This window comes from Rhizobium sp. Leaf453, assembly GCF_001425605.1.
Lineage (GTDB): Bacteria > Pseudomonadota > Alphaproteobacteria > Rhizobiales > Rhizobiaceae > Pararhizobium.
In genome coordinates, this window is sequence record NZ_LMRG01000012.1 from 361,163 (window position 1) to 375,077 (window position 13,915).

12 protein-coding genes are annotated in these 13,915 nt (G+C 61.5%); 5 read left to right on the top strand and 7 right to left on the bottom strand.

Translation table 11 applies throughout. From position 1 onward, the window contains the following. Nucleotides 1–5: 5 nt before the first annotated feature. Both ASG68_RS15205 and hmgA read right to left on the bottom strand, forming a co-directional pair. Nucleotides 6–1,022 carry a fumarylacetoacetate hydrolase family protein gene (locus tag ASG68_RS15205; RefSeq protein ID WP_062583995.1) on the bottom strand — a complete coding sequence of 339 codons (1,017 nt, stop codon included), beginning with the start codon at nt 1,020–1,022 and terminating at the stop codon, nt 6–8. A gap of 127 nt (nt 1,023–1,149) precedes the next feature. After that, complete coding sequence (gene hmgA, locus ASG68_RS15210; RefSeq protein WP_062583996.1) at nt 1,150–2,499, bottom strand: homogentisate 1,2-dioxygenase; 1,350 nt, start codon at nt 2,497–2,499, stop codon at nt 1,150–1,152. 77 nt (nt 2,500–2,576) lie between these two features. Here hmgA and ASG68_RS15215 point away from each other — a divergent pair, with 77 nt between their 5' ends. Further along, nucleotides 2,577–3,026, top strand: coding sequence for a MarR family winged helix-turn-helix transcriptional regulator (locus ASG68_RS15215; RefSeq protein WP_062583997.1), 450 nt, complete (start codon nt 2,577–2,579; stop codon nt 3,024–3,026). A 7-nt stretch (nt 3,027–3,033) separates the two neighbouring features. Here ASG68_RS15215 and ASG68_RS15220 read toward each other — a convergent pair whose 3' ends face one another. Further along, complete coding sequence (locus ASG68_RS15220; RefSeq protein WP_062583998.1) at nt 3,034–3,510, bottom strand: Lrp/AsnC family transcriptional regulator; 477 nt, start codon at nt 3,508–3,510, stop codon at nt 3,034–3,036. A gap of 131 nt (nt 3,511–3,641) precedes the next feature. Here ASG68_RS15220 and hppD point away from each other — a divergent pair, with 131 nt between their 5' ends. Further along, nucleotides 3,642–4,757, top strand: a complete 1,116-nt coding sequence (hppD, locus tag ASG68_RS15225) for a 4-hydroxyphenylpyruvate dioxygenase (RefSeq protein WP_062583999.1) — start codon at nt 3,642–3,644, stop codon at nt 4,755–4,757. Between the two features lie 195 nt (nt 4,758–4,952). Beyond that, on the top strand, nt 4,953–5,861 hold the full coding sequence (locus ASG68_RS15230; RefSeq protein ID WP_062584000.1) for a sensor domain-containing diguanylate cyclase: 909 nt from the start codon (nt 4,953–4,955) through the stop codon (nt 5,859–5,861). A gap of 1 nt (nt 5,862) precedes the next feature. On the opposite strand, the gene ASG68_RS15235 is transcribed toward ASG68_RS15230, so the two are convergent. From ASG68_RS15235 to ASG68_RS15250, 4 genes are all read right to left on the bottom strand, one after another. Beyond that, nucleotides 5,863–6,147 (bottom strand): YciI family protein, encoded by a 285-nt coding sequence (locus tag ASG68_RS15235; protein WP_062584001.1) that lies wholly within the window; start codon nt 6,145–6,147, stop codon nt 5,863–5,865. A gap of 2 nt (nt 6,148–6,149) precedes the next feature. Next, nucleotides 6,150–6,779: an aminotransferase class IV family protein gene (locus tag ASG68_RS15240; RefSeq protein WP_062584002.1), complete on the bottom strand. Its 630-nt coding sequence runs from the start codon at nt 6,777–6,779 to the stop codon at nt 6,150–6,152. After that, on the bottom strand, nt 6,776–7,933 hold the full coding sequence (locus tag ASG68_RS15245; protein ID WP_062584003.1) for an aminodeoxychorismate synthase component I: 1,158 nt from the start codon (nt 7,931–7,933) through the stop codon (nt 6,776–6,778). Before ASG68_RS15245 ends, ASG68_RS15240 begins: the two co-directional genes overlap by 4 nt. Before the next feature lie 245 nt (nt 7,934–8,178). After that, complete coding sequence (locus ASG68_RS15250) at nt 8,179–10,041, bottom strand: M3 family oligoendopeptidase (RefSeq protein WP_062584004.1); 1,863 nt, start codon at nt 10,039–10,041, stop codon at nt 8,179–8,181. Between the two features lie 205 nt (nt 10,042–10,246). Between ASG68_RS15250 and ASG68_RS15255 the strand changes: the two genes are divergently transcribed. Then, complete coding sequence (locus ASG68_RS15255; protein ID WP_062584005.1) at nt 10,247–11,794, top strand: sigma-54-dependent transcriptional regulator; 1,548 nt, start codon at nt 10,247–10,249, stop codon at nt 11,792–11,794. A 184-nt stretch (nt 11,795–11,978) separates the two neighbouring features. Beyond that, nucleotides 11,979–13,889: a DUF882 domain-containing protein gene (locus ASG68_RS15260; protein ID WP_062584006.1), complete on the top strand. Its 1,911-nt coding sequence runs from the start codon at nt 11,979–11,981 to the stop codon at nt 13,887–13,889. The last annotated feature ends 26 nt before the right edge of the window (nt 13,890–13,915 follow it).

A 13,915-nucleotide genomic window follows, 5' to 3' on the forward strand; every position in this document is an offset into this window, starting at 1 on the left:
GGGCCTCAGCGGTTTTCATAGTGCGTGACGGTCTGCTCGATGGCGCCGAAGATCGAATGTCCGGCCTTGTCCTTCATCTCAATGCGCACGGTATCGCCAAAGTGCATGAACGGCGTTTTAGCGGTTCCCGTCTCGATCGTTTCGATCATGCGGATTTCAGCGATGCAGGAATAGCCGACGCCGCCCTGAGTGACCGGCTTGCCCGGCCCGCCATCCATTTTGTTGGAGACAGTGCCGGAACCGATAATCGTGCCGGCTGAGAGCGGCCGGGTCTTGGCGGCATGCGCGACGAGCTGTCCGAAATCGAAGGTCATGTCGATGCCGGCATTCGCACAGCCGAACGGCTTGCCGTTGAGATCGACGAGAAGCGGCAGATGCAGGCGCCCGCCGTCCCAGGCCTCGCCCAGTTCATCTGGGCTGACGGCGACCGGCGAAAAAGCGGAGGATGGTTTCGACTGGAAGAAGCCGAAGCCCTTGGCCAGTTCGCCGGGGATCAGCCCGCGCAGGGAAACATCGTTGACGAGCATCACGAGCCGAATGGCGGCCCGTGCCTCATTCGCCGTCGCGGCCATAGGCACATCATCGACGATCACGGCGATCTCCGCTTCCATGTCGATGCCATAGGCCTCATCGGCCATGACGATCGGATCACGAGGACCGAGAAAGGAATCCGAGCCGCCCTGATACATCAGCGGCTCCGTCCAGAACGAGGCCGGCATCTCGGCGTTGCGGGCCTTGCGGACCAGTTCGACGTGGTTCACATAGGCCGAACCATCCGCCCATTGATAAGCGCGCGGCAGCGGCGAGGCTGCGTCATGCTCGTGGAACCGGATCGATGGCTGCGATCCCGTTTCCAGCCCCTCAGCAACCGCCTCGAGCCTCGGTCCGACATGCTCCCAATCATCGAGCGCCGCCTGCAGCGTGCGGGCGATATGGCCGACTTCGGAGCAGCGGGTCAGGTCCTTCGAGACGACGACAAGGCGGCCGTCACGGGTGCTATCCTTCAGGGTGGCAAGTTTCATGGTCTTGGCTTTCTTTTGTCTTTACCGTGCTCAACGCGATTTGGTGTTTCGCTGCTTTGCCCCTCACCCTAGCCCTCTCCCCGCTCGCGGGGAGAGGGCTAGGGTGAGGGGCTATTGTCTCATGCCCTCACTTCACCCCCGGCGTGCCATCGAACCGGCGCTCCAGTCCGTCCCAGCATTCGAGATAATTGTCCTGCAGCGTTTCCAGCTCCGCCGCATAGCGGGTCAGTTGCTGCGGGTAGCGGGTCTCGAACATGAAGGCCATGGTGTGGTCGAGCTTCACAGGTTTGAGCTCCGCATTGGAGGCCTTTTCGAAACCGGTCGTATCCGGCCCGTGCGGCAGCATCATGTTGTGCAGGCTCATGCCGCCCGGCACGAAGCCCTCTTCCTTGGCGTCGTACTGACCGTGGATCAGGCCCATGAACTCACTCATGATGTTGCGATGATACCAGGGTGGCCGGAACGTGTGTTCGGCCACCATCCAGCGCGGCGGGAAGATGACGAAATCGACATTGGCCGTGCCCGATTCCTCCGTCGGCGCCGTGAGCACGGTGAAGATCGACGGATCAGGGTGGTCGAACAGGATGGCGCCGACCGGCGAGAAAGTGCGCAGATCGTATTTGAACGGCGCGTAATTGCCGTGCCAGGCGACGACGTCGAGCGGCGAATGGCCGATCTCGGTGACATAGAACTTGCCGCACCATTTGACATGGACGCGGCAGGGCGTCTCCTTGTCCTCGTAGGCAGCGACCGGAGTCTTGAAATCGCGCGGATTGGCCAGGCAGTTCGCGCCGATCGGGCCGCGATCGGGCAGCGTGAACTTGGCGCCGTAGTTCTCGCAGATATAGCCGCGCCAGTCCGACCCTTCGCCGAGCCGCGAAACCTTGAACATCATGCCACGCGGGATCAGGCAGATTTCCGAGGGCTCTACATCCATGATACCCATTTCGGTGAAGACGCGGATGGCGCCAAGCTGCGGCACGACCAGCAGTTCGCCATCGGCATCGAAGAAATAGTCGTCGACCATGTCCTCGTTGAAAACATAGGCATGCGCCGCCATGCCGACCTGGGTCATGACATCGCCTGCGGCGGTCATGGTGCGGATGCCGGCGAGGAAATTCAGTTTCTCGCTTGGGGAAGGCAGCGGGTTCCAGCGAAGCTGGCCGAGCGGCAGGGAATGATCGTCGATGCAGGGCGCCGATTTCCAAAGCGGATAGCTGCCATGGGAAAAGCGGCGCGTATGCCGGACACTTGGGCGGATACGGTAAAGCCAGGAACGCTCGTTGGTGCCGCGCGGCGCGGTGAAGGGCGAGCCGGAAAGCTGCTCGGCATAGAGGCCGTATTCACATTTCTGCGGGCTGTTCTGCCCCTGTGGCAGCGCGCCCGGCAGCGATTCCGTCTCGAAATCATTGCCGAAACCCGGCATGTATCGCGGGCTGTTGGCGACGGTATCGGCATTCCCGCCTGCATCGGACATGGCTTGAACCTCCTCCTCGAATATGGTTTCAAACGTAACTGTCGATTTTGTAACTATCAAGGAGACCGGAGGAGGACATGGACTACAGCGACTTCGATCTCGAAACCTTCCTGCCATTTCGCCTCAACCGCGCTGCCGAGTTCATCGCCCTGCGGTTTGCCGCCACCTACAAGGCCGAATATGGCCTGACCCGGCCGGAATGGCGCACGCTGGCAGCGCTTGGCAGTTCCGGACGCATGACGGCGACGGCGGTCGGCACCCATTCCACCATGCACAAGACCAAGGTCAGCCGCGCGGTCTTCGCGCTGGAGGAGCGCCGCTGGCTGAAACGGACGCAGGACGAGGACGACCGCCGCGTCGAGCATCTGGAACTGACGGCTGCGGGGCAAAATGCCTATCGCGAACTCACCCGGCTGGCAGGCGACTATTCGGCCGAGCTGACTGATCTACTTGGCAGCGAGGGGCTGCGGGCCTTGGCATCCGGACTGGACGCCGTCGAGAAAGCCATGGTTCGCCGGCGTCGGTAGGCGCGAATCATGCCCGGCGCGTCCGCACCGGTAATCCCTGAAAATCCTTGAGCGTCGAGAGCACGATAGACGTCTTCACATGCTGGACGCTGTCATGTGGCAGGAGCACGTCGTTGACGAAATGCGCCAGCCCGGCCAAATCGGGCGTCACGACCTTGAGGTGATAATCCATCTCTCCCGTCAGGGCGTAACATTCCAGCACTTCCGGCAGGTCGGCGATCAGTGCGGCGAAACGCTTGGCATTGTCGCGGTTGTGGGTCGCCAGCGTCACGGCGATGACGATCAGCAGATCAAGCCCGAGCCGGCCGCGATCGAGAATGGCGCGGTAGGTCTGAATGAACCCCTCCGCCTCCAGCCGCGCCCGCCGCCGTGAACATTGCGATGGCGAAAGCGCGATCCGTTCCGACAATTCGTTGTTGGTCAGACGCCCGTCGTTCTGCAGTTCGGCAAGGATCTTGATGTCATATCCATCCATCTGCTCCATCTGTGCATCCAATCTGTAAATCGTGCATGATCCGTGCATAAATTTGGCTGCACTTCGCAAGAATGCAAGCCCAATGCACGGGTTTTGCGGCATCATCCGTCTCGGAGTTTGGATTTCTTGAGGAGAAGACGATGGGCCCGTTCCCGCATGACGCAGCACCGACTGGCATTACGCTGGACAACCCCGCCGGTACGGATGGTTTCGAGTTCGTGGAGTTCGCGCATCCGGAGCCGGAAAAGCTGGCCGAACTCTTCACGCGCATGGGATACCAGCCGGTCGCGCGCCACCGCAGTAAGGACATCACGGTCTGGCGGCAGGGCGATATCAACTATCTCGTCAATGCCGAGCCAAACAGCCATGCCATGCGCTTCGTCGACGATCACGGCCCCTGCGCGCCGTCCATGGCCTGGCGGGTCGTTGATGCCGAGCACGCCTTCAAGCATGCTGTCTCGAAGGGCGCGAAACCCTACGAGGGTACCGACAAGGCGCTCGACGTGCCGGCCATCGTCGGCATTGGCGGATCGCTGCTCTATTTCATCGACAAGTATGGTGCCAAGGGTTCGGCCTATGATGCCGAATTCGAATGGCTCGGTGCGCGCGATCCGAGCCCGCGAGGCGTCGGCTTCTATTATCTCGATCACCTCACCCACAATGTCTATCGCGGCAACATGGACACCTGGTGGGATTTCTACCGCGAACTGTTCGGCTTCAAGCAGATCCATTTCTTCAATATCGACGGCCGTATCACCGGGCTCACGAGCCGGGCGATCACCTCGCCTTGCGGCAAGATCCGCATTCCGCTGAACGAGTCCAAGGACGATACCAGCCAGATCGAGGAATATCTGCGCAAGTACAAGGGCGAAGGCATCCAGCACATCGCTGTCGGCACCGACGGCATCTACGAGGCGACCGACAGGCTGGCGAGCAACGGCTTGAAGTTCATGCCAGGACCGCCGGACACCTATTACGACCTCTCGCATGACCGGGTGAACGGCCATGACGAGCCGATCGAGCGGATGAAGCAGCACGGCATCCTGATCGACGGCGAGGGCGTGGTGGATGGCGGCATGACCCGCATTCTGCTGCAGATTTTCTCGAAGACCGTGATCGGCCCGATCTTCTTCGAATTCATCCAGCGCAAGGGCGACGAGGGGTTTGGCGAAGGCAATTTCCGCGCTTTGTTCGAGTCCATCGAAGCCGACCAGATCCGCCGCGGCGTCATCGCCCCAGCGGTTGCCGCCGAATAGAATACGCACCCGGCATTCATCACCCCGCTGGCCGTGGTCGGCGGGGCTTTTCTTGCCCTATATCGGGACATGCATTCACGCTACATTAACCATCCGGCCGACATGGGCAGGGAACACTTTGCGTTCCGTACTATCGTGAGACGGTATCGCTTCGTGGCCGATTCGCCGTGAAAGCTGCAACTCGGATAGTGTGCGATGGATGACATAGCGGCCAGGCTTGCCGCGTTGAGGGACGATACATCAGTCCTGATTGCGCTTTACGATCATGATGATCGGCTCCGATATGCCAACAGGGCATTTCGCGCCGCGTTCTCTCTCGATGACAGCGAAACCCCGCTCTGGCCAGACTTGATGCGCCGCAATCATGCGGCCGGCCTTGGCACCATCATCAGCGTTGCCGATTTCGACGCTTGGGTGGTTTCGGCGCAATCGCGGCGGGGCAAGGTGCCGTTTCGCGCTTTCGAAACGGATCTGGCCGACGGCCGCTGGCTGTGGATGACGGAAAGTGTCGATCGCAGCGGCTGGATGCTGTGTATCGCCAATGACATCACGCATCTGCGCGCCGATGAGCGCACCCTGCGCCAGGATCGCGATTTCGCGCTCAAGGCATCGCAGACCGACGAACTGACGGGCATTTCCAATCGCCGCTACATGATGACCAAGCTTGAGGAGATGATTGCCAGTCAGCCGCTATGGGGGGATGTCAGCGGTTGCGTCTGCATTCTCGATATCGACTTCTTCAAGGGCATCAACGATCGCTACGGCCACCAGACCGGTGACGATATCCTGCTCGATTTCGCCCGACGCGTTCATCCGCTCGTGCGCCGCCACGATTGTTTCGGACGGATCGGCGGCGAGGAATTCATGCTGATCTTTCCGGAGACGACCCTTCCGGAAGGCCGAAAGATTGTTGACCGAGTGCTGGACAGGGTCCGCACTGCACGGCCGCTGCAGATGGTGCCGATGTTTTCCTACACCTGTTCGGCCGGCATCGCCGCGCTAGAGCGGGGCGACACGGCACGCGCGCTTTATTCGCGCGCCGACGCCGCACTTTATGAGGCGAAGCATTCCGGCCGGGACAGGATCGCGGTCAGCCTGCGCTGAGCTATTGTTTCAAACCCTCAAGACCTGCCGCCGTCCGGGTGACCATGACTTCGGTCACTTCGTAATCGGCAACGCCGTGGATCGTGAACGGATCGGCGGCGACGATCGCATCGATCTCGCTGCGCGTTCCATGCGCCAGGATAACGCCGCCGGTGCGCGGGTTCTTGCGGCCGGACGCGAGAAAGATGCCGCGATCGTATCCGTCCTTCACCCAGTCCATGTGCGGCTCGATATGACGATCCACCTCGGTGAGGTCGGCCGTGTAGGTCAGTGACAGGATGAACATGATCAGTCCCCGGTTGTCAGTTGAGCGCGGATCAGGCCGCGCAATGAATTGCCCACATACAGCGTCCCGGCATTCACGTCGTCGAGAGACAGGCGCTGGGCGCGCGCCCGTCGGGCGCAGATCAGTTCGGTTCGCAGTACACCCGCCAGCAGGCCGCAGCTGATCGGTGGTGTCTTCAATTGCCCGGAGCCGTCATCGAGAAAGATCGAGGTGATCGTTCCTTCGCAGGGCTCGCCCATTTCGTTGAGCAGCAGCACCTCGTCAGCGATGTCCGCCGGATATTCCCGGCGTGCGGCCTCATAGAGATCACGGCGGGTTGTCTTGTGGCGCAGGAGCTTGTCGGTGGAATCGAGACGAGCCTTGGCGATGGCGACGCGCCAGACTGTGTTGTCCGGCAAGGGAGAGAACGGGGCTGTGGTCACGGCGATTTCGCCGATGGGGCTGAGGGTGAGGCGGACGCGGAGGGGAGAACGTTCTCCATGAACCTTCGCCAAAGCTTCTTCAGCTTTCTCCGCACCAATAAACCCCAATCGCCCCGCAGAGCGCTTCAGCCGAGCCAAGTGCAGCCGCAGGCGGATAATGCCGTGACCGGGTTCCCAGCGCATGGTTTCGATCAGGGAGAAATCGTTCATCGCTCGATCCACGCGTCGCCGACGGCGAAGCGCGCCTTCAAAAGGCATTCCTCGTATTCCGCTTCCGCCGTGGAATCATAGACGATGCCGCCACCGACATTGAAGATGGCCTGGCCATCCGGAAACAGCGAGAGCGTGCGGATTGCGACGTTGAAGCGCATCGTTCCGTCCGGCGCGATGAAGCCGATCGAGCCGCAATAGGCATCGCGCGGGCCTTCCTCCAGATCGTGCAGGATTTCCATCGCCCGCATTTTCGGCGCGCCGGTGACGGAGCCGCAGGGGAACAGGGCTTCGAAGATCCGGGTGATGGTCGTTCCGGGCAGGAGCTTCGCCCGCACATGGCTGACCATCTGGTGCACGGTTGGATAGGTCTCGATGTCGAACAGGCGGGGGACGTCGAGCGTGCCGACTTCGGCGATGCGGGAAACGTCGTTGCGCAGGAGATCGACGATCATCCGGTTTTCCGCCTGCGATTTCGGGTCGGCCCGCATTTCCTCGATCAGCGCCTTGTCCTCGGCGGGGGTGGTGCCGCGCCTGACGGTGCCCTTCATCGGATGCGTCTCGATCCAGCCGTCCGTATCCACCCGGAAGAAGAGTTCCGGCGAGCGGGAAAGCAGGATCGGCCCCTCGAGCGCGACGAGCGCGCCGTATTTCACCGGCTGGCGCTCGATCAGCGACCAGAAGGCGGCGAGCGGATCGCCATTCCAGCGGGCGGCGACCGGCATGGTGAGATTGGCCTGGTAACAATCGCCCTGGCGCAGATGCTGGTGCAGGCGGTCGAAGCGTCGGCGGTAGGCGTCGAGGTTCCAACTGGCGCGGGGTTCGGTGATGAAGGGCTCGTTTTCGGTGCGGCGTCGAGGCTCGGCAAGCGGGTGGTCTTGCGCCGGCGCATCGAACACGCCGAAGGACATCAGCGGCGTCGGCCGGTTTTCCTCGGCAAAGGGGGCGAGCTTCTTCTCGAAGAGATGGCCTGCCTCGTAGCTCATGAAGCCGGCCAGCCATTTGCCGTCAGCGTGGGCCGCTTCCATCTCGGCGAGCCCCCGCCAGAACTCGGCTTGTGTGCGGGCGGTGATGACACGGGAAGGCTCCGCGAAGACGGTCGTCCTGTCTTCGCTGTCGTCCCTAAAGAGGACATAGGGGCCGGTGTCGGTCATGCTGCTCACGTCGGTGTCCGCATGGATCCTCGGGTCAAGCCCGAGGATGACGGAGTTTGGGGTTGCCGGTAGAGGTGAACCGCTGGCTGTTCAGCGGACCGAGCTTGAGAAGCATCGTCCTTGGCCACTATCCGCGAAACGTCAACCTTGAACCAAGCCCGTGGACCGTCATCCTCGGGCCTGACCCGAGGATCCATGCCGCCATTCACGAAGCTCGCTTCCATCCGACTTACCTGCTCAGAACCTTACGCCTGCTTATCAAGCGCTTCCAGTTCGTCGATCAGCCCTTCCAGCATCGACAGGCCCTGTGCCCAGAACGACGGATCGGTGGCATCGAGGCCGAAGGGGGCGAGAAGTTCGGAATGATGCTTGGTGCCGCCGGCCTTCAGGAGCTCGAAATACTTCTGCTGGAAGCCCGTTTCGGCTTGTCTGTAGACGGCGTAGAGCGAATTCACCAGGCAATCGCCGAACGCATAGGCGTAGACGTAGAACGGCGAATGGATGAAGTGCGGGATATAGGTCCAGTAGGTCTCGTAACCCTCGGAAATCCGGATCGCCGGTCCGAGGCTTTCGGACTGGACCGACAGCCAGAGTTCGCCGATGGCATCGGCCGTCAGCTCGCCGTCCTTGCGGGCGGTGTGGACCTTGCGTTCGAACTCATAGAAGGCGATCTGGCGCACGACCGTGTTGATCATGTCCTCGACCTTCTGGGCAAGCATGGCCTTGCGTTCACGCTTGTCGCGGGTCTTGTCGAGCAGCGCCCGGAACGTCAGCATCTCGCCGAAGACCGAGGCGGTTTCAGCCAGCGTCAGCGGCGTCGAGGCCATCAGTGCACCCTGGCCGCCGGCCAGAACCTGATGGACGCCATGGCCGAGTTCGTGGGCGAGTGTCATCACGTCGCGCGGCTTGCCCATGTAGTTGACGAGGACATAGGGGTGCGCCGAGGGGACTGTCGGATGGGCGAAGGCGCCCGGCGCCTTGCCCGGACGAACCGGCGCGTCGATCCAGCCGCCATCGAAAAAACGGCGTGCGATATCGGCCATTTCCGGCTCGAAATTGCCATAGGCTGAGAGCACGGTTTCCTTGGCCTCGTCCCATGAAATCAGCGATGTCGGCGTTTCCGGCAGCGGCGCGTTGCGATCCCAGAACTCCATCTGCTCCATGCCGAGCCATTTCGCCTTCATCGCATAATAGCGGTGCGACAGGCGCGGATAAGCCTCTTTTACGGCAGCGGCCAGTGCATCGACCACCTCGCGCTCGACCCGGTTGGCCAGATGCCGGCTATCGGCGATATCGGTGAAGCCGCGCCAGCGGTCGGAGATGTCCTTGTCCTTGGCGAGCGTGTTGGTAATCAGCGTGAAGATGCGCAGATTGGCCCTGAAGGTTTCCGTCAGCGCCTGGGCCGCCTTCTTGCGGGTGGCCGGATCGGATTCCTGCAGCATGCTGAGCGTCACTTCGAGCGGCAGTTCCTCGCCGTCGATGGTGAATTTCAGCGCCGCCATCGTCTCGTCGAACAGGCGGTTGAAGGCGCCGGCGCCGGTCATGGACTTTTCAAGGAAGAGTTGCTCGATCTTGTCATCCAGCTGGTAGGGCTTGTCCAGGCGCAGATCGACAATCCAGGGCTTGTAGTGGGCGGCGAGCGGATCGTTAATGAGTGCCGCGTCGATGATGGCGTCGTCGATCCGGTTCAGTTCCAGAGCGAAGAACAGGAGGTGGCTCGCCATGTCCGTGAGTTTTGCCTGGGCATCGCCATACAGCTTGCCGTTGGCCGGGCTGGACGTGTCGGAGAAATAGGTGAGGCCGGCAAAGGAGCCGATCTTGCCCATCAGGTCTTCCAAGACCTCATATTCCCGAACGGCTGCGCCGATGCCGTCGTCGCCCGAACGGGTGGCCGCTTCGGCGAGCTTGCCCTTCCATTTTCCCTCGAAGGTCAGGGACAGCGTTTCGGCCCTTGCAAGGTCGTCGAGATATTCCCGAGACGTCGAGGACGGGTAGAGATCTTCCAGCTTCCAGGAGGGCAGGTCGCCGAGTCCGGATGTGTCTGCCGCAGCCGATGTCGCGGCGCGGACGATGCGGGAAAGAGGCTGGAAAGCGGCGAGACGATGCATGGGAGGCTCACTCTTTTGATCGGGTGCCGGCCCGGTTTCGGGTCGCGAAGCAGGGGCGGATATGGGGCCATGACCTAACGTCGGCAATGGTTAAAATGCAAGCATTTCTCAAAAGAGGATTTTCAGGCCTTTGTGGGAGGAATGCTTCTCACGATGCGGCACATGACGTGACGACCCGGATCTACGCAGAAAGCAGGAGGCCTTCATGACATCCCAAATTCTCGTCATCGATGACGATCCGGTTCAACGCCGGCTGCTCACCAATATGATCGAGCGGCTTGGCCATATTGCCCATCTGGCCGATAACGGCCGCAGCGGCCTCGAACTTCTTGAACGCAAGCGCGGCCTGATCAGCGTCATTCTGCTCGACCTGATGATGCCGGAAATGAACGGCCACGGCTTCCTCGAGGCGATTGCCGAACGCGGTATCGATACGCCCGTCATCGTGCAGACGGGGCAGGGCGGCATCGAAACGGTCGTACTCGCCATGCAGGCCGGCGCCTTCGATTTCGTCGTCAAGCCGGTCTCGCCGGAGCGGCTGTCGGTTGCGATCGGCAATGCCCTGAAGCTGGAGCATCGCGAGGGCAAGGGCCGCGCGCCGAAGCGTTCTCGCAGCGGCTCGGTCGGGTTCGACGACGTCGTCTCGGCAAGCCCTGCAATGATCCGCGTGCTCGATCTCGCACGCCGCGCCGCGCAATCGAATATCCCGATCGTGCTCGAAGGCGAATCCGGTGTCGGCAAGGAAATGGTGGCGCGCTCGATCCAGCATGCCAGCGAACGCGCCGGCAAGCCGTTCATCACCGTCAATTGCGGCGCCATCCCGCACAATCTGGTCGAGAGCATTCTTTTCGGCCATGAGAAGGGGGCGTTTACCGGCGCCAACGAAAAGCATTCCGGCAAGTTTGCCGATGCCGATGGCGGTACGCTGTTCCTCGACGAGATCGGCGACCTGCCGCTCGAAGTCCAAGTGAAGCTGCTGCGCGCGGTGCAGCAGGGCGAGATTGAGACGATCGGTGCGCGCCATCCGCAAAAGGTCAACGTCCGGCTGATTTCCGCGACCAACAAGGACCTGATCAACGAAGTCCGCGAAGGCCGCTTCCGCGAGGATCTCTATTACCGTCTGAATGTCTTCCCGATCGCCATCCCGGCGCTGCGCAAGCGCAAGGAGGATATTCCGGTTTTGGTGCGAACTTTCGTCGAGCGCTTCGCCATCGAGCAGAGGCTTGCTACTCCACTGACGGTCTCAAGCGGCGCGATGGCGCTGCTGACCGCATATGACTGGCCCGGAAACATCCGCCAGTTGGAAAACGCCATTTTCCGCGCCGTGGTTCTCGCCGAAGGCACGGAACTGACGGTCAAGGATTTCCCGCAGATCGCCACGCAGATCCCGGGCTATGTCGTCGCCGAGAAGACCGGCTTTACTTGGGAGGAAACGGGGCCGGCGAGAATGCCGATCGTCGAGGCCGATCACCTGCCGTCCGTCTATCCGCAATTCGGCTCGCCCGAACGGCATGATGCCCGCTCCGCCGACCATCATCACCAGCCGGACAACGCGATCGCAAGTGTCGATGACGGCGGCAATGTTCGAAAACTGGCCGATGTCGAGGAGGAGTTGATTCGGTTTGCGCTGAAATTCTACCGTGGCCAGATGAGCCAAGTGGCGCGCAAACTCGGCATCGGACGGTCGACACTGTACCGTAAACTCAAGGATTATGGCATTAATCCAGACGATCCGTTCAGCGAGGCCGCATAAAATTAGGGATAACAATCAACCCCGATCCGTCGTATTCACTCGTTGTCGTTTAGACCTTGTTAGTGAACTGTTCACTATATTATAAGGATAACCGATGACTGTGGCATATTTGCCATGCTGTCACCGCAATTGACAGTCATCAGAGCAGCCACGGGACGCATTGTCCGTCGGACGGGGATTGAGTTTGCAAAATTTGTTCGGATTCAAGAAGCCTAACGGCTCCGTGATAACCCGCTTTTGCGCCGCGATAGCCGGTAAGATGCCGCGCGTCCTTGCATCGCTTATCATTGCTGCGTCTCTGGTCACGCCGGGCTTCACACCGCCCGTTGAAGCGGCCGGCCAGACGCGGACGCTGAAGCTCTATTTCATTCATACGCAGGAAAAGGCTTCGATCACCTTCAAGCGCAATGGTCGCTATGATCAGAAGGGCCTGCAGCAGATCAACCGTTTCCTGCGTGACTGGCGTCGCAACGAGCCGACCCGGATGGATCCGCGCCTGCTGGACCTCGTCTGGGAAGTCTACCAGAAGAGCGGTTCGCGCGATTATATCCACGTCGTTTCCGCCTACCGCTCGCCGGCAACCAACGGCATGCTGCGCTCACGCTCGAAGGGCGTTGCCAAGAAGAGCCAGCACATGCTCGGCAAGGCGATGGACTTCTACCTGCCCGACGTGAAGCTGAAGACGTTGCGCGAAATCGGCATGAAATTCCAGGTGGGTGGCGTCGGCTATTACCCGACATCCGGCTCGCCTTTCGTTCATATGGACGTTGGTGGCGTTCGCGCATGGCCGCGCATGAGCCGCAACGAACTCGTCCGGCTCTTCCCCGACGGCAAGACCTTGCACGTACCGGCTGATGGCAAGCCGTTGCCGGGCTACCAGATGGCGGTTGCCGACTACAAGCGCCGCGTCGGCGAAAGCACGATCGAAGTGGCCGGTGGCGGCGCCAAGGGGCCGGGCGACAAGGACACCACGAAGCGCAAGGGTAATCTCTTTGCCATGCTGTTTGGCGGCGGTGGCGACGAGGATGAAGAACCGAATGCAATCGCCAGTGCCGAACTTGAAGGCGCTGACGAGCAGCCGGCTGCCAAGTCCAAGGCCAAGGTGACCGAGGTTGCCGCAGTTGAAGAACCGCTGCCCGGCGTCGATAACTCGGTGGCCAAGGCCGCGGATCAGGCCAAGGACGTTGCGGCTCCGGTTCCGGGCGTCCGGCCGGCCTTCAAGGATGCCGATGCGGGCGTTCAGACGGCGCTCGTTGCGCCTGCCAAGGACACGTCCCAGGAAGCCTGGGCGGCAGCTTTGCCCGGTGGTACGACCCCGACCGAGCTGCAGAGCGAATATGCTGACCTGACGGCCTACAAGATTCCCGTGCCGCAGATGCTGGGCAAGCGTGGAGCAAACGGTGATGCCAACAGTGATACGCTGATGGCGTCGACCGACCCGAACGCTGCCGTCGTGCCCGAGGATGTGGCCGCGCTCGGTTACGTGCCGGTGCCGGGCATGCGTCCGGCCGGCGAGGATGCCATGCTGGCCGTTGCCGACGCCAATGTCGTCGTGCCGTCTTTCGCAGATCGCAGCCAGCAGGCGCAGACGACTGTTCCGGAGCAGCAGCCGCAGGCTGTCGCGCTGGCTGAAGAGCCTGTCGATGCGGTAGCCGAGGCGCAGACGCGTGTTGCCCTGGCGCAGCCGACCAAGCGGGAAGAGCCTGTCGAAATGGCGGCGTTCGCACCGGCAACAAAACCCAAGACCCGTGGTCTGGTGTTTGACGATGCCTTCAATCCCGATGCGACTGCCGAGGCTCCGGCCAAGGGCAAGCGCCCGAACAAGCAGGAAGCCGATGCCGCGACGCGGTCGTCGGTTCGCACCGAGCCGAAGCTGACGCAGCAGATCATTTCCGAATGGGCGCTGACGAATGGCCGCATGGCGACGCTCTCCAAGCCGGTCAAGGCACCGCGTTTCGTCAGCAAGACTCTTCGGGCTTCGCCGACGACCGTCTATTCGGCAGGCTTCTCGAACTCTGCCGTCGCGATCGATACGGCAAGGTTCAGCGGCAATGCGGTGAACTTCCTCGAAGTGAAGAAGTTCAGTACCAACTGATTTTTCATGATCGGATTTGCATGAGG

Excerpts from the sequence above, each read along its gene's own strand:
- ASG68_RS15205 (WP_062583995.1), bottom strand. The coding sequence starts at position 1,022 with ATGAAACTTGCCACCCTGAAGGATAGCACCCGTGACGGCCGCCTTGTC.
- ASG68_RS15250 (WP_062584004.1), bottom strand. The coding sequence starts at position 10,041 with ATGCATCGTCTCGCCGCTTTCCAGCCTCTTTCCCGCATCGTCCGCGCC.
- ASG68_RS15255 (WP_062584005.1), top strand. The coding sequence starts at position 10,247 with ATGACATCCCAAATTCTCGTCATCGATGACGATCCGGTTCAACGCCGG.
- hppD (WP_062583999.1), top strand. The coding sequence starts at position 3,642 with ATGGGCCCGTTCCCGCATGACGCAGCACCGACTGGCATTACGCTGGAC.
- hmgA (WP_062583996.1), bottom strand. The coding sequence starts at position 2,499 with ATGTCCGATGCAGGCGGGAATGCCGATACCGTCGCCAACAGCCCGCGA.
- ASG68_RS15230 (WP_062584000.1), top strand. The coding sequence starts at position 4,953 with ATGGATGACATAGCGGCCAGGCTTGCCGCGTTGAGGGACGATACATCA.
- ASG68_RS15215 (WP_062583997.1), top strand. The coding sequence starts at position 2,577 with ATGGACTACAGCGACTTCGATCTCGAAACCTTCCTGCCATTTCGCCTC.
- ASG68_RS15235 (WP_062584001.1), bottom strand. The coding sequence starts at position 6,147 with ATGTTCATCCTGTCACTGACCTACACGGCCGACCTCACCGAGGTGGAT.
- ASG68_RS15240 (WP_062584002.1), bottom strand. The coding sequence starts at position 6,779 with ATGAACGATTTCTCCCTGATCGAAACCATGCGCTGGGAACCCGGTCAC.
- ASG68_RS15245 (WP_062584003.1), bottom strand. The coding sequence starts at position 7,933 with ATGACCGACACCGGCCCCTATGTCCTCTTTAGGGACGACAGCGAAGAC.
- ASG68_RS15220 (WP_062583998.1), bottom strand. The coding sequence starts at position 3,510 with ATGGAGCAGATGGATGGATATGACATCAAGATCCTTGCCGAACTGCAG.